Below are 18,369 nucleotides of genomic sequence, written 5' to 3' on the forward strand. Positions count from 1 at the left end.
GAACGCGGAGTTCGGTGTATTCAAGCGGGGGTGCCGATAACACCCGGTTCGTGAACCGATACCGGAACGGCGGCCTGTTTCTCACCCTCTGTCTCATCTGGGGAACGACGTTCGTGGCGATCAGCGCCGGGCTGTTACACTTTCCGCCGGTGCTCTTCGCCGCGTTTCGGTACGATCTCGCCGCGATACTCCTCCTCGCGTACGTCTATGTCACGGCGGACGTCTGGCGTCCTTGCGGACGAACCGAGTGGACCGAGGTCGCCGTCGGCGCGGTGTTTCTCATCGCCGCGTACCACGCGTTTCTCTTCGCCGGCCAGCAGTACACGACGGCCGCGACGGCCGCGATCATCGTGAGCCTCACGCCGATTCTCTCGGCCGGCCTCTCGCGGGTGTTCGTTCCCGAGTACTCGCTGACCCCGATCGGCGTCGTCGCCCTTCTCTGCGGTGTGGCCGGCGTGGTCGTCATCGCACGTCCCGATCCGGGGAATCTGCTGTCGTCGGACGTGGTCGCGACGGGCCTTATCTTCTGTGCCGCTTCGGCGATGGCGCTCGGAAGCGTCCTCTCGCGCCGAATCGAGTCGTCGCTTCCCACGCTCACGATGCAGGCGTGGGCGATGCTCGGCGGGGCGATGCTCATGCACGCGGTGAGCGCCTCGATGGGCGAACCGATCGACGTCGGCGCCTGGACGAACCCGCAAGCGATCGGCTCGCTGGCGTTTCTGGTGATCGTCTCGAGCGTGCTCGGCTTCTTCCTGTACTTCACCCTGCTCGAAACGCTCGGTCCGGTCGAACTCAATATGGTTTCGTACGTCGCACCGGCCATCGCCGCGGTCGTCGGCTGGCTCTACCTCGGCGAAGCGATCTACCCCTCGACGGTCTTCGGGTTCCTCCTCATCGCCGTCGGATTCGTCCTCACGAAGCGGCGGTTTATCGCGCGCGAGCTGTCGGCGCTGAAAACCGGATCGACGGCCGAGTAACGTCCACCGGAGCCCAGAACCGCACGTGACGGGGCCAAACCGGACGCGCTCGCGGCTCCGACCGCAGACAAGTAGCTTTTTTGTCCGCCCCGGAAAGTCGTCGGTATGACAAACCCGTTCGGAACCGTCCCAGCGGAGGCGATTCTCGAGGGCCGGGCCACCGACGCCTACTTCGAGCGCACCCGGGACACTCTCGAGCACGCGGGGAAGAACCCACACGTCGTCGCCGAGGTGACGGCCGATCAGTTCCCGACCGGCGATTTCGAGGTGTTCACCGGCGTCGAAGACGTTGCGACGCTCTTTGCGGGCCGCGACGTGGATATCGACGCGCTGCCCGACGGCCAACTGTTCGACGGCGGTCCCGTAATGCGAATCGAAGGGCCGTACCTCGAGTTCGCCGAACTCGAGACCTCCCTACTCGGCTTTCTGTCCCAGCCCAGCGGGTTCGCGACTGGCGCACTCGAGGTTCGGCGGGCGGCCCCGGATTCGACCGTCCTCTCGTTCGGCGCGCGCCACGTCCATCCCTCGATCGCGGCGACGGTTGAACGCGCCGCGTTGCTCGCCGGACTCGACGGCTTCTCGCACGTCGCCGCGGGCGATATTCTGGGTCGGGAAGCCGGCGGGACGATGCCCCACGCGCTCATGTTCTGTTTCGGCGAGGGCAACCAGGCCGAGGCGTGGACGGCGTTCGACGAGGCCGTCGGCGAGGACGTCCCGCGGATCGCGCTGACCGACACCTTCTGGGACGAGAAGAGCGAGAGCCTGTTGGCCGCCGAGACGTTGGGCGACCGCCTCGAGGGCGTTCGCCTCGATACGACGGGCTCGAGACGCGGCGACTTCCGACACATCGTCCGCGAGATCCGCTGGGAACTCGACGCGCGCGGCCACGAGGACGTCGACATCTTCTGTAGCGGCGGGCTCACCCCCCAGTCGATCCGCGAGCTTCGAGATATTGCGGACGGCTTCGGCGTCGGCAGTCACATCACGGGCGCCGACTCGGTCGACTTCAGCCTCGATATCGTCTCCCTCGAGGGCGAGTCGGTCTCCAAGCGGGGCAAGCTCTCGGGCGTCAAGGAGGTGTACCGGACGGCAGCGGGGGGCCACCACGTCGCGCTCGCCGATCGGGAGGGTCCCGAAGACGGCGAGGCCCTGCTCGAGCCGCTCGTTCGCGACGGCGAGATCGTCCGCGAGTTCGACCTCGACGACGCGAGCGAGCGGTGTCTGGCCGACGCGGAGCGAGTCGGGTTCGACGAATCAACGGATTGAACTCTCTGCCGTCGGCAGACGCGGTATGGAGTCTGCAACCGACGCGGCGCCGTCCCGCGACGCGATCGTGAACCTGTTGACGCTCAAACTGGTCGGTATCGCGGTCTTCGCAGTCGTCGTCAACTGGTCTGCCATGATGATCTCGGGTCCGCTCGGCCTGTTTCGGATCGGTCTCTTCGCACTCGGCAATATCGTCGTCTGTTGGCTCGTCGTCGACGCCGTCTTCGCCGCCCTCGACCAGTTGCTCGAGTCGAAACTCCACGAGCGGGAGTGACCGACTCCCGGTCGCAGCGCCGGCTGGATGGCGGGCATCGTTCAGTTCAGATCCGCCCGCTCGAACCGCCAGTAGCCGATCGCGAGCGGGATCACGATCCAACACAGCAGGACGACGGCGGCGAACCAGTCGCTGAGGTAGAACGGCAGATCGCCGCTCACGCGGTTCGAGACCAGGAGCGCATTCGGATTCTCCATCGTCTCCTCCGGAACGTCCTCGATCATGGTCTGCCAGCCGAGCATCGGCCAGATGAACTGGTCGGCGAGTTCGCTCGAGACCGCGCGGTAGGCCTCGAGCGGGTTTAGCTGCAGGAGGAAGAAGTACCACTCGGGGGCCTCGAGTCCGGGCAGTTCGCCCTCGACGAGGTAGTGGACGGCCGTCACGGCCGGATGCCAGACGAGCGTGAAGACCACGTAGCTTCCGATCGCGCCGCCCATCGCCTGCATTCTCGATGACGCCATCGCCGAGACGCCGACCGCGATGGCGGTAAAGGCCATCCCGAGGAGAATCGTCAGTGCCGAGAACCCGAGGAACGTTTGGAGGGGAACGTCGTCGAACAGCGCGAGCGCGATCACGATGGCGACGAGACAGGCCACGATCGACGCGACGGCGATGACGGCCAGCCGGCTCAGGAGTTTGCCGGCGAACACGTCCCAGCGGCTGTGTGAGAGGCCGAACAGCACCCGCAGGCTGCCCGACTGTCGCTCGCCGACGACGGCCATGTAGCCGACGAGCAGGGCCAGAATCGGGATGAGGAGGAGTCCGCCGATGTTGGCGACGACGCCGATAACCTCCGTCGGTTCGGTATCGGAGAGGTTGTCGGTCGCCGCGCCGACCGCGATGATCCCCATCAGGAAGACGAAGACGCCCATCACGGCCCAGATCATCCGCGAGCGGATCGCGTCCTCGAAGTCCTTTCGGGCCAGCAGCGCGGTGCTCATCGACCCACCTCCTCGTCGACACTGACGGAGCCTGCACTGGCGGACTCGCCGGCCAGGCCGCCGTCGGCAGCCGTTCGCTGCGGGACCGTCGAGTCGTCAACTGCTTTCTCCTCCCGGACCGACTCCGCTTCAACGCCGGTGAACGCCGAGAAGAGGTCCTCGAGCGTCGCCTCTTCGATGTCGAAGTCGACGATCGGCGTGCCGGACTCGACGAGTCGGTGGATCGCGTGCGCCTTCGCGGCCGGATCGGCGTACGTGACTCGGAGCCGACCGTTCTTTTCGGCCGTCACCTCGCTGACGCCGTCGATATCGACGAGTTCGGTGTGGTCGACCGACGGCTCCCCCGCCACGTCGACGACGAGACTCGAGCCCACGCCCGAGCGCTCGCGCAGTCCGGCGATGGTGTCGACGGTGACGAGTTCGCCGCCGTCGAGGATGCCGACGCGGTCGCAGACCGCCGCGACCTGTCCGAGGATGTGACTCGAGAAGAAGACGGTCGTTCCGTCCGCGGCCTCCTCGCGGATGATCTCCTGAAAGGTCCGGATGCCGTGGGGATCGAGGCCGCTCGAGGGCTCGTCCAGTACGAGGAGTTCGGGGTCGCCGACGAGGGCCATCGCCATCGCGAGTCGCTGTTTCATCCCCTTCGAGTAGTCGCCGACCGGCCGCTCGGCGTCGGCGAGGTCCAGTCCGACGCGCTCGAGCAGGGCGTCTGGGGATTCGGTCCCGCCCTTGGAGTCGAGGGCGAACTCGAGGTGTCGGGTGCCCGAGGAGCGCTCCCAGAGGTCGAAGCCGTCGGGGAGGATGCCGACGCGGTCGCGAACCGCGTCGGTTTCTTCGTGGGTGTCGTAGCCGAGCACCGTCGCCGTCCCCTCGGTGGGCCGGATGAAGTCCAGCAGGAGATCGATCGTCGTCGTCTTCCCCGCGCCGTTTGGCCCGAGGAAGCCGAAGACCTCGCCCGCCTCGACGGTCAACTCGAGGGCCTCGAGGGCCGTCTCCTCGCCGTAGCGTTTCGTCAGCCCGGTCGTTTCGATCGCGGCCATCGTCACACCTCCCTCGCCGGCTGTCTGCGGCGATTCCGGCCGTCGGCTACGCTGCGCTCGGATCGCCGGTACTGCTCGTTTCGATACGGGACCGCTGCGTCGATCGGTCCGGTTCCGGAGCCGGTATCGGTCTGCGTGTCTCCCATTGCGTGCTGACCGTCGACCGGGAGCATCCTATAAGCGGATTCACAGTTGTCGGGCCGGCAGTCGTGGCAAACAGTTATATACGAGTTGTGCACCCGGCGGGTTAGTCGGCAGTCCGTTCGCGCACGGACTCGAGTGCGTCCCGTCCGGCCGTTCCCAGAAACAGTCGGCTGACCTGCCCGTTGAGCCACGCGAACGCGTTCAACAGCGCGAGCGAGGCGACCAAGACGACGACTCCGACGACCGAAACCGCCAGCGCCTCGGGGAGCGTCGTCGCCTCCCACTCGGCGATCGTGACGGCGAACTCGACCCCGACGAGCAGTTCGTTCCACGGGAGTTCCAGCGACGGCGTGAGATGGATCGGGTCGCCCCCGTTGACGAGCCCCACCTGCACGTTCGGCTGGTCGTAGTACAGCGGCGTCAGGAGCAGGGCAATCGACGTGGTGAGCATCGTCGTCAGCAGGACGAACGAGACGATGCCGACGACGAACTTGAGAAAGAGGTAACAGATCGCCGCGTACGTCTCGAGACCGAAGACGAGCAATCGAACGCCGTCGATCCCGTCCTCGCCGTCGAGAAACGGGTAGCCGGGCGAATCGATGTTGATCGACAACAGATGTCGGGTCGTCGCGCGCTCGAATGCCGCGAAGACGTGGCTCGCGGCGAGCACGAGGAGCAAGATCGGCACGCCGACCGCGATAATCAGCAGCCCGAACCCGAGCGAGAAGCCGGTCACCAGAAAGACGAAGTAGATGATGCCGAGCGGAAACGCGAGCAGCAGGTAGCAGAGATTCAGATAGGTCTGCGGCCGGAACGGACTGAGTGCTGCGGCCCGCATCGTCCGCCCGACGCCGTCGATGCGGATGGATCCCGCTCGAAGACTCACGTCCGAACTCTCGTCGGCCAGTTAACATAAATCTTGCCGGGGGCCTCGAACCTGGGCGTGACGTGCTGTGACCGCCGTCTGTGCGAACGCCGTCGCAAACGTCCCGTAGATCCGAACGATTATTGCCTTTCGAGCGGGAGTCAGGAGGGACGTGTCGGCCCGGCAACCGGAGTCCGTCGACGGCCCGCAGTCCGCTACCGGCAGGACTTGCGGCTCCGTCGCGACGACCGTGCGACTCGAACGCCGTTCGGACTCGGGTGACCTCGTCGACGCTCGAGGGAGGGACCACCGATGACGGCCGTCGTCGACGCCGACACCGAGGAGCTACTCGCCCTGCTCGAAGACGAGTACGCGCGGACGATCATCCTCGAGACCTACCGCGACGCACAGTCCGTCGAGGCGCTGAGCGACGCCTGCGACGCTGATCCCTCGACCGTCTATCGTCGTATCGACCGCCTCCAGGAGCGTGAGCTCTTGGCCGACCAGCAACGACTCGACCCGAACGGCCACCACTACAAGGTCTACGTCGCCCGCCTCGAGCACGTCGCGATCGACGTGACCGACGACGGCTTCGACGTGACGGTCGACTACCGCGAGGAAGACGCTGCGGATACGTTCACGCGGCTCTACGAGGAGTTCTCCGGATGAGTGGACCGATCAACACACCGACGAGCGGGCTCGAGGCGGCGCGCCGAGTCGCGACGGTCGACAATTCGATCGGCTCCGGGGTGGCGACGTGGATTGGGCCACTCGAGCCGTCGATGCTCGTCTCGCTGCCGCTGCAGGTCGACGTCGAGGGCGGCTCGACGCCCGTCGTACTCGCCGCTGTCGTGACGTTCTTCGTGGCGACCGTCCTCGCCGTCCTCGTCACCTACCGGTTCGTCGAGGGCTACCGACGGACGCGGGCGCGTCCGATCCTGCTGCTCGCCGTCGGGATGTTCCTGCTCGCGCCGGCCCCGATGTTCGTCCGACTGCTCGCGGGGAACCTCGAGGCCGTCCCGCTCGCGGCCCAGTTGCTGCTCACGACGCTCTCCGAGCTGTGTGGCCTGCTGGTCATCCTCTACGTCGTCTACACCACCTGACAATGCTCGAATCAATCACCGCACTCGCGTCCGCCCTCACCGCAGTCGTGGGGCTGTTCGTCGCCCACCTCGCCTACCGCGGCTACCGGCGAAACGACAGTCAGACGATGCGCGCGCTCGCGGTCGGGATCGTCTGTATCGCCGTGATTCCGTACCTGATCCTCTACCTCTTCGACCCCGTCCTCGGGCTCACCGACGCCCAGAGTCTCCTCGCGATCACGCTCTTTCACACCGCGGGACTGCTCGCGATCTACCGGACGTTCGATCGGTGACCGAAGGCGGTCGACGGTCGGTGACGGGAGGCGCGATTCGCGCCGGTATATAACCGTTGTGCAGAGTTGGCGATCCGCCAGCTCGCTCTCTCGTTATAGGGTTCGCCGGCCCGTCGCCTCGAACGAGGCCAATGACCTACGCAACACTGACCGCTCGAGACAGCACTGACGGACCGGACGACCGACCGCTGCGCTGGTTCTTCGGGGTCCCGTTTCGCGCGCGGACCTACCTGAACCTCTGTTATCTGCTGATCGCGTTCCCCCTCGGAATCATCTACTTCACCGCCGTCACCGTCGGACTCTCGCTTGGGTTCGGCCTGCTCGTGACGCTCGTCGGGTTCCCGCTGCTCGTCCTGACGCTAATCGGAACGACGGTGCTCGCGGCGCTCGACGCGCGACTGACGAGCCACCTGGTCGGCGTCGACGCGCCGCTGCCCGAATCGCTGCGCGCCGAGAACCCGCGAAGCCTCTCGCGGGCAGAGGACGGCGTTCTCGACGCCCTCGCGGCGCTGGTGGCCGCGCCGACGACCTGGACCAGCCTGGTGTTAGTGGTCGCCAAGTTCGCCTACGGCATCCTCGCGTTCACCGTGTTCGTTACTGCTGCCTCTCTCGTGCTGGCCGCGCTCGCCGCACCGCTGGTGTACGCGGACCCGACGATCACGTACACCGTCGGCGCGTACGACGTCGAGACGCTCCCGGCGGCGCTCGTCGTCTCCACGGCAGGCGTTCTCGGCGGCTTCCTCGCCATGCACCTCTGGAACGGACTGGCGATCGCTGGCGGTCGACTGTCGGCCGCGTTGCTCGAGGTCGATCCGTCGAAATCAACGCGGTATCAGGAGTAGTGTAGAACGGGACGGCACGCTGCAGCGGTCCTCGCCAGCGTCGGCGAGTCGACCAGCACGCCTCGTCGCGTCGTCGATTAGAGTTCTTCGATGCTGCCGTCGGCGTCGCGCTCGCGGAAAACCTGCCCTTCGAACAGCGTGACGATGACGTCGTCGTCCTGCCAGGCCTTCGGTGCCAGCCCCGCCTTTCGGCTGGTTCGATCGAGGTACTCCTCGGCGCTCCACCGGTTCTCGACGGGGACTGTCGGATAGAGCCAGCCGCTCTCGCCACCGCCGTCGATGGCGACGCCGTGGGTTCCCAACTCGAGGTCGGCCAGCGGATCGTCGGTCAGGACGACGTTTCGGACGGCACAGACCGAGACAGTGAGATTCGGAAGCTCTGAGGGGGTTACTTCGGAGCCACAGGAATCCTCGCTCGCGGCTTCGATCGCCGCGTCGACGATGACGTGGCCGAGTTGCTCGCCCGAGCGATAGCCGCCAGCGCAGCCACGCAGGCTACCCCGGCCGCGGGTGGACTCGAGGCGAACGAACGCGCCGGTTCGTTCGTAGAAGGCCTCGCGCATGCTGCCCGGTTGTTCTCGTTGCCCGTGTTGTACGAAAGATTCGACGGACTCGCGCGCGAGTTCAACCGCGCGTGCACCGTCTTCGTAGGAGAGGTTGACGCCCTGTCGCTGGGACATACAGATATACATGGGAATTGTTCTCCTAAAACGCTTCCATTCGAATCGAACGGTGAGCCGTCGCGTCGACCGGGGGACTTATTCGGCCGCCGGCCGTACGATAACTGGGAGAGAGAGCCTGGCTGCCGCGGTAGCTGTCCCGGAGACGGGACTGCTATCTGACGTTGGCCAACTCTTCGAGTTGCCCAACGCTCGCGAGGAAAGTCCCCCCACCTGTTCGGGCAGGTGACCGGGCGCAAGTCCGGAGCGGGAGACCGCTGGCTCTGGAACAGAAACGACACGTCTCGGCCCGACCGATGATGCGCGCGAACCCGACCGAGAGGAAGGGGAGCTAACCCGCAGAGGATTGCGGTTGATACCCCGTGGTTCGAATCCGCGGATCGTGTGCGCGGTTCGGAGCGCCTTCGGCGCGAGAACCGCGAGTCACGATCGACCGCATGGAGACGGCCGAGGAGCGATGGAACGGCGAACCCTCACCGGTGCAAGTCCGTGCCGTGGTAGCCCGAACGCCCCGCGGCCTCGCCGCGGACGGCGCGGACGCTCAGCCGAATGCCGGGACGAACAGAAGGGGGCTTACTCCTCTCACCCAGTTTTCGTACTCGAGTGACGACGCTCCGGAGATCGGTTTTTCGCGTCATCGTTCTTTTCGCACGCCTTCTCAGTCGATATCACTCGAACCCGGCGACGATCTGTGGCACGCAGCCCACCTCGGGCTTCGTGTAGTCGCAGTGGTCGTCGACCTCGTCGGTGACGTCCACGTCGGTGTAGTTGTCCGGCACGGAGCCGCTGTCGTCGGTGACCCAGCCGCCGTCGCAGTCTGCCCCGCCGCAGCCGAGGCCGCTCGAGAGCGACTGGAGATCGTAGCCGTAACAGACGCTGTCGTCGTTCTCCGAGTGGTAATTGTAGACTGCCTCGGAACTGGTTTCGATGCCGTAGGCGTACTCGCCGTCCGTACAGACCGAATCGTCGTCCGCGGCGGTGCCGACCAGCGCGACGGTGTCGACCGTCGCCTCGCCGTCGAGCGCCGTGAGCGTCTCGAGACAGAGCCGTCCGCCGAGCGAGTGGCCGATCAGCCTGACCGTCCGCTCCTCGAGATTTGCCCGATCGGACGCGAGCCACGACGCGAGTCGCTGGCCGGCCGTCTCGGTCCTGCTCTCGGCGCGCCAGTAGTTTCGGGTGTCGGCCTCCCACGAGGCCGCGACGACCGGCGCATCGTAGCCGGACTCCTCGAGTGCCTGTTCGAACGTGTAGGCCTGGTCCGTGCTGGTCTCGAGGCCGAGCCAGCCGTGGACGGAGACGACGAGTTCGGACTCGTCCTCGAGGGCGTCGAAGTTCGCCGCCGACGGATTGGAACTGGTGAGGTCGATCTCCGGGTACTCCGCGGGTGCGTCTAGCCACTCCTCACAGCCCGAGAAGCCGCTCGCGGCGGCCGACCCTGAGGAGCCGGCGAGACCGACCCCACCGACTGTCGTGGCCGCCGTCGTCTGGAGGATTCGTCGTCGGCTGACGGTCGCCGATTCGCCGTCGGTTTCGTGCGATTCGCCGTCGGTTTCGTGCGATTCGCCCGTCGTGTTCGCGTGATTGTCGCTCATGTGTCCCACCGTGCACTGCTGGTTGGCTGCGTCTCAGTGGTGGATACGGGTACCATCCCGGCCGGCATGTTCCGGTCGGTCACGGTCGTGATAGACGCTCGTGACACGACGTCAGTTCGCTGTTCTCGAGCACTCAACTGGGATACACGCTCTGTAGACCGTCGTTTTTTCAGTTGCGATCAGTTACGTCCACTCTCCGGGGAGATTGTGGGGGTTGGTGGTCAGCAGTCGGAGTAGCGGACGAATTTCGCCGAATTTCGCCCCGCGCTCGACCGTGTGTCTGCTCGAATTCCACTCGACAAATTGAGCTTCTTCCAGGAGCGGAAGATGGCGGTGCCGGAGTTCGAGAGTGGCTTCCTCTAACTGCTGATCCTCATCGACGACCTCTTCGGGAACGCAAACGCCAGTATCGTTGCGAGATTCCAATAATTTCGTGAGTAACTGACGTCGTTGTTTGTTCGATAAGATCTGAAAGGTCAGATCAAGCATTATAGGCTTTTTCCTTCCGGAAAGGTATAACTGTGCTGTGAGGTGCGAAGCCGGAAGACACGGGATGCATTCTCTCTCATATTCGGGTATTACGACCTGTTTACGATCGCTTCGCGACCGTCGTCAGCGACGGCGTCGTTACTGCTCGAAAACGGCGGTTCGACCGAGCTGTTCCATTGGAGTTTCCTCGAGCAGCGTCGTCAGTAGACTGGCTAAAAGCGTCCTGACGGAGTCCAACGCGAGCGGTAGCGAGCGTTGGGCACGTCAGGACCGAATACAGGAGCGGACGCTGAGCAATGCGAAGCGTCCGCGATAAGTGAGCGTCCTAACGGAGTTCTCTGCGAACGGAGTGAGCAGAGAGCACGGACGACGCATGCGTCGTCCGGAGATTTGAACGCGGGAAGACGGTCGCTCCCTTCGGTCGTGCTGCGACTTCCCTGCTCAAACCTCCGCGTATGAGTTTCCACCGATTCGAACGCCTCGTTGCGCTCGGCGTTGTTGCGTCGGTGAAAACGTCCTGACGGAGTCTTACGCGAACGAAGTGAGCGTAAGGCACGTCAGGACCGAACGCAAGAGCGAGTGCTGAACAACGTGAAGAACTCGCGATAAGTGAGCGTCCTGACGGAGATTTGAACTCCGGTCCCTGGCTCCGCAAGCCAAGAGGATAGTCCACTACCCTACCAGGACTCATCTCTTCGTAACCCCGTGTACACTAAAGCCCTTTCGAAAGAGACCGGCAGACGGCCGCCGACTGGCGGATTCGTGCGTGGCTGCGTCTCCCACGATCGACCTCGGAGACGCTCCCTCGAGCCGCGATTTTATATACTAAGACGGGACCAGCAGGGGTATGCGCTCGGACGCGAGGATAGGCCGGTTCGAGAGGACGGATCGAACGCCACTGGATCGATCCGGCCCCAGTCGGAACCCCGGTCGACGACGCCGAATGAACAACGCTTATGCGCGACCTACGCATGCACGAACCTAGAATGAGCGACATCGAGGGCGTGTACGAAGACCTCGAGGCCGACGTTTCTCTCGAGAAGTTTCGCGAGGCCGTCGAGGCGAAAGTCGAGCAGATGGGGGGTCTCGCGGACGAGGAGACGGCGGCGATGCTCGTCGCTCACGAGATCGGCGAGAGCGAGGTCGGCGGGATCGCCGACATCGAACCCGGCATGGAAGACGTGAAGTTCATCGCCAAGGTCACCAGCATCGGCGAGGTGCGAACCTTCGAACGCGACGGCGAGGACGAGGACGGTCGCGTCGTCAACGTGGAGGTTGCGGACGAGACCGGCTCCGTACGAGCCGCTTTCTGGGACCAGCACGCCGAAGCGGCGATCGAGGAACTCGAGGAGGGCCAGGTGCTGCGCGTCAAGGGCCGCCCGAAGGAGGGCTTCTCCGGTGTCGAAATCAGTGTCGATGACGTCCAGCCCGATCCGGACGCGGAGGTCGACGTGCAGGTCGCCGATACGCACACCGTCGAGGCGCTCTCGCTCGGGCTCTCGAACGTCAATCTCGTCGGGCTCGTGCTCGACACCGATAGCGTCCGCACGTTCGACCGCGACGACGGCTCCGAGGGGAAGGTCTCGAACCTCGTCCTCGGCGACTCGACCGGTCGCGTGCGCGTGACGCTATGGGACGAGCAGGCCGACACCGCGACGGCAATCGACCCCGGCACGACGGTCGAGGTGATCGACGGGTACGTCAAGGATCGCGACGGCACGCTCGAACTCCACGTCGGCAACCGCGGTGCCGTCGAGGAGGTCGACGAGGAAGTCGAGTACGTCCCCGAGAGCACGCCGATCGAGGACCTCGAGATCGACCAGATGGTCGACATCGCGGGCGTCGTCCGCTCGGCGGATCCGAAGCGCACGTTCGACCGCGACGACGGCTCCGAGGGCCAGGTTCGAAACATCCGCGTGCAGGACGCGACCGGCGACATTCGCGTGGCGATGTGGGGCGAGAAGGCCGACATCGACATCGGTCCGGGCGACGAGGTCGCCCTCGGCGACGTGGAGATCCAGGACGGCTGGCAGGACGATCTCGAGGCCTCCGCTGGCTGGCAGTCGACGATCACGGTGCTCGAGTCCGACTCGGCCGGTAGTGGAGGCGGGGGCAACGAGTCGGGAGACTCGAGCGACGCGAATGCCGGGTTGTCGGCGTTCGCCGGTGGCGACGATGGCGATGACGATGCAGCCGATGATCCAGAGGCGGCCGACACCGATGCAGACGACTCGAGCGACGCAGCCACCGAGTCGGACGACCCGACCGACGGCGAGGAACTCGAGTTCACCGGGGTCGTCGTCCAGGCCGGCGATCCGGTCGTACTGGACGACGGCGAGTCGACGATGAGCGTCTCGACCGACGTCGACGTGGGTCTCGGCGAGGAGGTAACCGCCCGAGGGGTCGTCCGCGACGGTCGCCTCGAGGCAAACGACGTGTTCTGACGCCGCGAGCAACCTCATCGAGCGGCTAGGAAAAGCGTTAAGGGAGTTAGCTTCGCCTATCATGGTATGAACGTCGAACTCCCGTTCGCCCCGGTGGACACGATAATCCGGCGGAACGCGGGCGAACTTCGGGTGAGTGCCGACGCGTCGAAGGAACTCGCAACGCGGATCCAAGAACACGGGAGCGAGCTCGCGATCGACGCCGCCGAGCACGCGACCGAGGACGGGCGCAAGACGCTGATGGCCGAGGATTTCGGCGTCGAACGGGTCGTCGACAAGGACGATCTCGAGCTCCCTGTCGCTCCCGTCGATCGCATCGCCAGGCTGGATATCGACGATCGCTATCGCGTCTCGATGGACGCTCGCGTCGCCCTCGCCGATATTCTCGAGGACTACGCGGACAACGTCGCTCGGGCGTCCGCAACCCTCGCCCACCACGCCGACCGACGAACCATCACCGAGGACGACATCGAGACGTACTTCTCGCTGTTCGAGTGAGATGCAATTCGGCTACAGCGAGACCTGTCTCGCACACGATCCCGGTTCGCGCCACCCCGAGTCGCCGGACCGGCTACGAGCGATCCGAGAGCGACTGAAGAAGAAACACGGCGTCGAGTACGTCGAGGCCAAGCCCTGCGACATCGATCGAATGGCCGCCGTCCACGAACGAGAGTACATCGAGTCCGTCGAGGAGTTCTGTGCCGACGGCGGCGGTAACTGGGATCCCGATACGACGGCCGTCGAGGAGAGTTGGGACGCGGTCTGTCACAGCTCCGGACTCGCCTGCTGGGCTGCTGAGGCCGCACTCGAGGGCGCGGCCGGGCGGAAGACGCCGTTTTCGATCGGCCGGCCGCCGGGCCACCACGCCGTCTACGACGACGCGATGGGGTTTTGCTTCGTCAACAACGCCGCGGTCGCGGCCCAGTACGCGCTGGATTCCGAGGAGTACGACGTCGACCGGGTCGCAATCGTTGACTGGGACGTCCACCACGGCAACGGCACGCAGGACATATTTTACGACCGCGACGACGTGTTCTTCGTCTCAATTCACGAGAAGGGGCTGTATCCCGGGACCGGCGCAATCGACGAGACCGGCGAGGGCGACGGTGCCGGAACGACGATGAACATCCCGATGCCTGCCGGGACGGACGACGGCGAGTACCTCGCCGCGGTCGAGGGCCCAATTATGGCGTCGCTGACGGACTACAACCCAGATCTGCTGTTGATCAGTGCGGGTTTCGACGCCCACCGGCACGATCCGATCTCGCGGATTCGGCTGTCGACGGAGGCGTACGCCCTGATGACCGATCGGTTCCGAACGCTCGCCGACGAGACCGACGCCGCGCTCGCGTTCATCCTCGAGGGCGGCTACGGACTCGACGTGCTCGCCGACAGCGTCGCCATCGTCCACGAGACGTTCGATGGACGAGAGCCGATCGAGCCCGACTCGGAGTTCGACGAGAAGGCCGAGTCGGCGTTGGCCGACGTCGCCGATGCGCACGGACTGGATCTGGATTTCGGCAGCTGATGGCGTTTCGGGCCCTCCTGTCCGTATACGACGCCGACTCACTCCTCGACTTCGTCGCTCGAGTTCTCGACGCGCGGTGAAGGCTGTCGCGTGCCGACCGTCGTGGCTACGCATACGGTCCAGAACCGATATGGCGATAGCGGCGGCGCTACGCGGCTGTGAGCGCCTTTCGAACGATGTACGCAGGAAGTACGTACATTCCCGCGAAAGCGAGAACACCGCTGGCCGCGAAAATCCATACTGGCACGACGGTATCGATCCCAACCGCAGACGCGGTACCGTCAGTTAGCACGATTGCGAGCGGCGTTATCAGGAAGATAGCCGGTCCCGCGATTGCGAGAAGTCGTCGACGGCGGGTCGGGATGTCTCGAACGGGAGCGATACTCGGGAGCACCCAGGCGACGCAGCAACTGATGACGAGCGGGACTCCTACCGTCGCATCCTCCATTGTCGCCTGAACTCCCTCGCTCATGCCCGTCGTGCTGGCTATCTCGACGACGGTAACGGCCGCGATAGCAACGACCGCCGTGAGGACGGCGATACCGTACGGTAGTCGCGTTGATCGAGATAGTCGGTTCCAGGCCGTGAGGACGACGCCAAAGATGGAATAGACGATTCCGACGTTAGCTACCGTCAGTACGAACACGCTTCCGAGCATCCCGGGATGGGCAGTCCTACTATACGCTTCGGCAATCGGCGACAGGGCGACGAATCCTACCCCGATCCCTAGCAGCCCGATTCCTACTCGAGCGCCATCTCTCATTTATGTCACATATGTCTCGATAACAGGCCGTGATAAGCTTTGGGTGGCCGGTTCGATTCACGGACGCGGCTCGAAGTATCGCCGCAGTTCTCGACCGAACTCCCCGCACAGCGCCGTGATCTCATCGCCCACGAGGACCTCGTACTCGTCCGCGAGCGCCGTTTCGACGTGAGCGCCCAGTCCGACGTCGAAGAGGCGGTCGCTCTCGAGGAACTCGCGAGCAGTAGTGAACTCACGCGGACGCTCGGTGACGTAGCGGTCGCCGGCGATGAACGGGCCGTACGCCTCGGGATCGTCCGCGTAGGCGTCGTAGAACCCCTCGGCGTGGCTGCGGACGTGGATCGGCGGGCCGCGGTGGGCTTCGACCGCGGGACGTTCGCTGACGGCGAGTTCGACGAAAATCACCGCGGTGTCGTCGGCCATCGTCGTCGCGCGGAAGACGTCGAACCCGCGGTCGTCGAGTCCGGTCGCGATGCCGTCGACGGATTTCTGTAGCTGCGGGTAGAGCTGATCCTCGACGAGATCCGGCGCCTCGAATCGGACGGCGACAGGCGTCGTGCCGCGGCGATCGAGGTGTGCGTGAAGCTCGGACTCGCTCAGCGGCTCCAGCGTTGTGGGTTCGAAGACCTCGGTTCGGGGGTTCTCGAGGAACGAGCGGGCGTAGTGCTGGAGGCGCGCGACGTTTTCGGGTGCGCAGACGGCGGCGACGTTTCGCTCCGGGTCGGTCGGATCGATGACGACGAGCGGGTCGTCGAACGGGCGGTCGGTACTGCCGGCGTCGCGCGCTCGCCCGTGGTCTTCGGGGTCGAGTTCGACCTGCGGGTGCCAGTTCGCCGCGGCTTCGAGCAGGGCGCGGAAGCCGCCGTACCCGACGACGAGCAGTTCGGTCAGGTAGCCGCTGAAGCCCCGCGTTCGGAGGTCGCTGCCGTAGGCACCGATCCCCTTCAGGAACTGCTTGGTGAGGCGAACGTCGGCGGCGAGATCGTCGTCGAGGCGGGCCTCGAGGTACTCCGTGTGAAACGGCGTGCGGTCGACGGCCGAGCGGATTTCCGTGGCCGACTCGAGGCGAAAGCAGGGGACGACGTCGATATCGAACCCCTCGACGGTCCCCTTGACGTAGGGGTGTTCGGCGTACTCCTCGTGGCCGTCGGGGAGGGTCGCGTGGCCGACCTCGAGGCCGTATCGCTCGAGGCGTTCGCGCTCGAGATCCGGCGGGAAGCGCACGAAGATGTCGATGTCGCGGTCGCCGCTGATCCAGGTGTTTCTGGCGGTCGAGCCGACTTGGATGACGTCGGCGTCGGGACAGCGATCGGTCGCGGCGGCTTCGGCCCGCGCGACGAGTCGGTCGGCGACCGCACGGAGGCGGTCTCGTTCGTCCGCGTCGGGTTCGATTCGCTCGTGGATGGTGGCGACGACCGACTCGAAGCCGTCGTCGCTGGTCGGGTCGGGGTCGTCGCTCGCAGCGTCCTCCTCGCTCATTGGGGGATGGTACTCGAGCGGTGCGTGAAAGGGTGTCGAACACGGAGCAAGCAAAACGAAAGCCCTATCAAACACACCCGACTATTTGGAAATGAGCCGAAGTAGCTCAGTTGGTAGAGCACCTCGCTGTTACGGTGACACAGCGTTTCGCTGGTCGCCGCAGATACGAGGTTGTCCCAGGTTCGAGTCCTGGCTTTGGCGCTGTTTTTCGGACATTACTCGCGAGGAGTCGTGACTCCAAGCGAATCCGGTGAGAGAAACAGCGGAACAAGACGGACTCGAACACGCGAGTCGCAGCGAGCGAGGGATCGGATATTCCTCGAGCAGTCGGCGCTTCGCGCCGCCGACCGCGCAGCGAACGGAGTGAGCGAGCAGGACCATCTCGCACCTGTTCGAGTCTTAGCTTCGGCGTTTCTTCAGTGAGCGGTTCGCTCACACGGTGAGTCAGAGCCGCCAGCCGTCCATGTTGCTAGTGGGGGATGCTATCGCGACCGTTCTGCTCACGTGGCAACGGTGAGTTCCACCGCCTCCCCAGCCGATTCGCTCGTCATTCTATTCACTCGCTCATCCACAGGAAGACGCTTCGCGTCTTCCACGCAGTCGCTCGTATTACTCGCGACGACCTCGCACGGCTTCGGACCGCGTCTCACTTCACGCTCGACGCGCTCCGGCGCGCGCCACCGCACGTGGATTTTCGAGTGTCTGTGCGATGGTTTATACCGAATAGCGCGGCGAAACCGTGCATGCTCGACCGAAGCACGCGATACGAGAACCTCGAGGAGCCACAAAAGCGCGGCCAGGCCACCGAAGCGATCGTTCGGGCGGCGTTCGCCGTGTGCGACGTTCCGGTGCTCGTGCCGGCCGCCGACGACGAGCCCTACGATCTGGTCGTCGAAGTCGGTGGTCGATTCCACCGCATTCAGTGCAAGACGGCGTACCGGAAGACTGCGGGAACCGTCGCGTTCGAGACGGTCTGTACCCGCCAGCGACGGGAGCGGTACGACCGCCGGGGAGCGGACGGCCGTGCGGAGTACTTCGCCGTGTACGATCCGATAAACGACAACCGATATCTGATCCCCGTCTCGGACGCCGCGAGCGGGACGATGGAGATCCGATTTCGGGCGCCGAAAAATGGCCAGCGAGACGGACTCAATTGGGCCGAGGAGTACCTGTTCGACGAGCGACTCGAGGACCTGCGCCGACCCTGAGACGCGCTTCGAATCAGGCGTCCTGCAACTGCCCGATGGACTCGAGCGGAACCAGCGAGTAGTCGACGGTCTCGACGTCTTCGATCGCTCGGAGCTTGCCCACGAACGTCGAAATCGACTCGAGATCGCTCTCGAGAACGAAGCAATCGACGCAGTAGTCCGCGACGTGGCTATGGTCGTTGGCGGCGATGTCTGCGTCGTGTTCGTGGCGCAGTTCCGTCACGCGACGCTCGACGCACTGGGTGCCGAAATCGTAGAACACGGTGACGACGCCGGCGAGGGACTCCTCTGCGAGCCGCTCGTCGTCGAACTCGGTGAGTAACGACCGTGCACTCTCGCGGACGACTTCGCTGCGGCCGGTGTAGTCGTGTTCGGTGGCGTGTGCATCGAGTCGGTCGATCAGTTCGGCGGGCATCGAGACGCTGACGACGGGCATTGATAGTATGAACGTTGAGATCTAAG

The 18,369-nt window shown here is 65.0% G+C and carries 20 protein-coding genes, 2 tRNA genes and 1 other RNA gene; 13 read left to right on the forward strand and 10 right to left on the reverse strand.

The annotated features are described in order from the left end of the window. Window positions 1-50 precede the first annotated feature (50 nt). The 3 genes from BLT08_RS14375 to BLT08_RS14385 all read left to right on the forward strand — a co-directional run bounded on the left by BLT08_RS14375 (window position 51) and on the right by BLT08_RS14385 (window position 2,517). Complete coding sequence (locus tag BLT08_RS14375) at window positions 51-977, forward strand: DMT family transporter (protein WP_090308786.1); 927 nt, start codon at window positions 51-53, stop codon at window positions 975-977. 105 nt (window positions 978-1,082) lie between these two features. Then, complete coding sequence (locus BLT08_RS14380; protein WP_090308790.1) at window positions 1,083-2,243, forward strand: nicotinate phosphoribosyltransferase; 1,161 nt, start codon at window positions 1,083-1,085, stop codon at window positions 2,241-2,243. Window positions 2,244-2,268: 25 nt separating this feature from the next. Next, window positions 2,269-2,517, forward strand: coding sequence for a hypothetical protein (locus BLT08_RS14385; protein ID WP_090308793.1), 249 nt, complete (start codon window positions 2,269-2,271; stop codon window positions 2,515-2,517). Window positions 2,518-2,558: 41 nt separating this feature from the next. Here BLT08_RS14385 and BLT08_RS14390 read toward each other — a convergent pair whose 3' ends face one another. The 3 genes from BLT08_RS14390 to BLT08_RS14400 form a co-directional block, all read right to left on the reverse strand. Then, window positions 2,559-3,458, reverse strand: a complete 900-nt coding sequence (locus BLT08_RS14390) for an ABC transporter permease (RefSeq protein ID WP_090308798.1) — start codon at window positions 3,456-3,458, stop codon at window positions 2,559-2,561. Further along, entirely contained in the window at window positions 3,455-4,498 is a 1,044-nt protein-coding gene (locus tag BLT08_RS14395) for an ABC transporter ATP-binding protein (RefSeq protein ID WP_175529326.1), read from the reverse strand. Before BLT08_RS14395 ends, BLT08_RS14390 begins: the two co-directional genes overlap by 4 nt. Window positions 4,499-4,745: 247 nt before the next feature. Continuing rightward, on the reverse strand, window positions 4,746-5,528 hold the full coding sequence (locus BLT08_RS14400) for a sensor domain-containing protein (RefSeq protein WP_090308805.1): 783 nt from the start codon (window positions 5,526-5,528) through the stop codon (window positions 4,746-4,748). 291 nt (window positions 5,529-5,819) lie between these two features. Between BLT08_RS14400 and BLT08_RS14405 the strand changes: the two genes are divergently transcribed. The 4 genes from BLT08_RS14405 (at window position 5,820) to BLT08_RS14420 (ending at window position 7,724) form a co-directional block, all read left to right on the forward strand. Beyond that, entirely contained in the window at window positions 5,820-6,176 is a 357-nt protein-coding gene (locus BLT08_RS14405) for an ArsR family transcriptional regulator (protein ID WP_090308809.1), read from the forward strand. Continuing rightward, window positions 6,173-6,610 (forward strand): DUF7521 family protein, encoded by a 438-nt coding sequence (locus tag BLT08_RS14410; RefSeq protein WP_090308813.1) that lies wholly within the window; start codon window positions 6,173-6,175, stop codon window positions 6,608-6,610. Before BLT08_RS14405 ends, BLT08_RS14410 begins: the two co-directional genes overlap by 4 nt. 2 nt (window positions 6,611-6,612) lie before the next feature. Next, on the forward strand, window positions 6,613-6,882 hold the full coding sequence (locus BLT08_RS14415) for a DUF7521 family protein (protein WP_090308817.1): 270 nt from the start codon (window positions 6,613-6,615) through the stop codon (window positions 6,880-6,882). Between the two features lie 131 nt (window positions 6,883-7,013). After that, complete coding sequence (locus tag BLT08_RS14420; RefSeq protein WP_090308821.1) at window positions 7,014-7,724, forward strand: sensor domain-containing protein; 711 nt, start codon at window positions 7,014-7,016, stop codon at window positions 7,722-7,724. 77 nt (window positions 7,725-7,801) lie between these two features. On the opposite strand, the gene BLT08_RS14425 is transcribed toward BLT08_RS14420, so the two are convergent. Continuing rightward, complete coding sequence (locus tag BLT08_RS14425; protein ID WP_090309176.1) at window positions 7,802-8,404, reverse strand: TIGR00296 family protein; 603 nt, start codon at window positions 8,402-8,404, stop codon at window positions 7,802-7,804. Between the two features lie 106 nt (window positions 8,405-8,510). Here BLT08_RS14425 and rnpB point away from each other — a divergent pair. Beyond that, window positions 8,511-8,992, forward strand: an RNA gene (rnpB, locus tag BLT08_RS14430) — RNase P RNA component. 80 nt (window positions 8,993-9,072) lie between these two features. Here rnpB and BLT08_RS14435 read toward each other — a convergent pair. From BLT08_RS14435 to BLT08_RS14445, 3 genes are all read right to left on the reverse strand, one after another. Beyond that, window positions 9,073-9,996, reverse strand: coding sequence for an esterase/lipase family protein (locus BLT08_RS14435; protein WP_090308826.1), 924 nt, complete (start codon window positions 9,994-9,996; stop codon window positions 9,073-9,075). Between the two features lie 183 nt (window positions 9,997-10,179). Further along, window positions 10,180-10,485 (reverse strand): DUF7344 domain-containing protein, encoded by a 306-nt coding sequence (locus tag BLT08_RS14440; protein ID WP_090308830.1) that lies wholly within the window; start codon window positions 10,483-10,485, stop codon window positions 10,180-10,182. A gap of 614 nt (window positions 10,486-11,099) precedes the next feature. Beyond that, a tRNA-Arg gene (locus BLT08_RS14445) sits at window positions 11,100-11,172 on the reverse strand. 299 nt (window positions 11,173-11,471) lie between these two features. Between BLT08_RS14445 and BLT08_RS14450 the strand changes: the two genes are divergently transcribed. The 3 genes from BLT08_RS14450 to BLT08_RS14460 all read left to right on the forward strand — a co-directional run bounded on the left by BLT08_RS14450 (window position 11,472) and on the right by BLT08_RS14460 (window position 14,457). Then, window positions 11,472-12,929 (forward strand): single-stranded DNA binding protein, encoded by a 1,458-nt coding sequence (locus BLT08_RS14450; protein ID WP_090308834.1) that lies wholly within the window; start codon window positions 11,472-11,474, stop codon window positions 12,927-12,929. A 66-nt stretch (window positions 12,930-12,995) separates the two neighbouring features. Further along, window positions 12,996-13,427, forward strand: coding sequence for a histone (locus BLT08_RS14455; protein WP_090308838.1), 432 nt, complete (start codon window positions 12,996-12,998; stop codon window positions 13,425-13,427). A 1-nt stretch (window position 13,428) separates the two neighbouring features. Then, window positions 13,429-14,457, forward strand: a complete 1,029-nt coding sequence (locus BLT08_RS14460; protein WP_090308841.1) for a histone deacetylase family protein — start codon at window positions 13,429-13,431, stop codon at window positions 14,455-14,457. 148 nt (window positions 14,458-14,605) lie between these two features. Here BLT08_RS14460 and BLT08_RS14465 read toward each other — a convergent pair whose 3' ends face one another. Further along, window positions 14,606-15,220, reverse strand: a complete 615-nt coding sequence (locus BLT08_RS14465) for a hypothetical protein (RefSeq protein ID WP_090308845.1) — start codon at window positions 15,218-15,220, stop codon at window positions 14,606-14,608. A 57-nt stretch (window positions 15,221-15,277) separates the two neighbouring features. Next, on the reverse strand, window positions 15,278-16,699 hold the full coding sequence (cca, locus tag BLT08_RS14470) for a CCA tRNA nucleotidyltransferase (protein WP_090308848.1): 1,422 nt from the start codon (window positions 16,697-16,699) through the stop codon (window positions 15,278-15,280). Window positions 16,700-16,794: 95 nt separating this feature from the next. Between cca and BLT08_RS14475 the strand changes: the two genes are divergently transcribed. Both BLT08_RS14475 and BLT08_RS14480 read left to right on the forward strand, forming a co-directional pair. Continuing rightward, window positions 16,795-16,900 (forward strand) — tRNA-Asn (locus BLT08_RS14475). 542 nt (window positions 16,901-17,442) lie between these two features. Beyond that, window positions 17,443-17,907, forward strand: coding sequence for a group I intron-associated PD-(D/E)XK endonuclease (locus BLT08_RS14480; protein WP_090309181.1), 465 nt, complete (start codon window positions 17,443-17,445; stop codon window positions 17,905-17,907). Between the two features lie 13 nt (window positions 17,908-17,920). Here BLT08_RS14480 and BLT08_RS14485 read toward each other — a convergent pair whose 3' ends face one another. Beyond that, window positions 17,921-18,343: a CopG family ribbon-helix-helix protein gene (locus tag BLT08_RS14485; RefSeq protein WP_090308851.1), complete on the reverse strand. Its 423-nt coding sequence runs from the start codon at window positions 18,341-18,343 to the stop codon at window positions 17,921-17,923. Window positions 18,344-18,369: the final 26 nt, after the last annotated feature.

The organism is Natronorubrum texcoconense, assembly GCF_900100335.1.
GTDB lineage: Archaea > Halobacteriota > Halobacteria > Halobacteriales > Natrialbaceae > Natronorubrum > Natronorubrum texcoconense.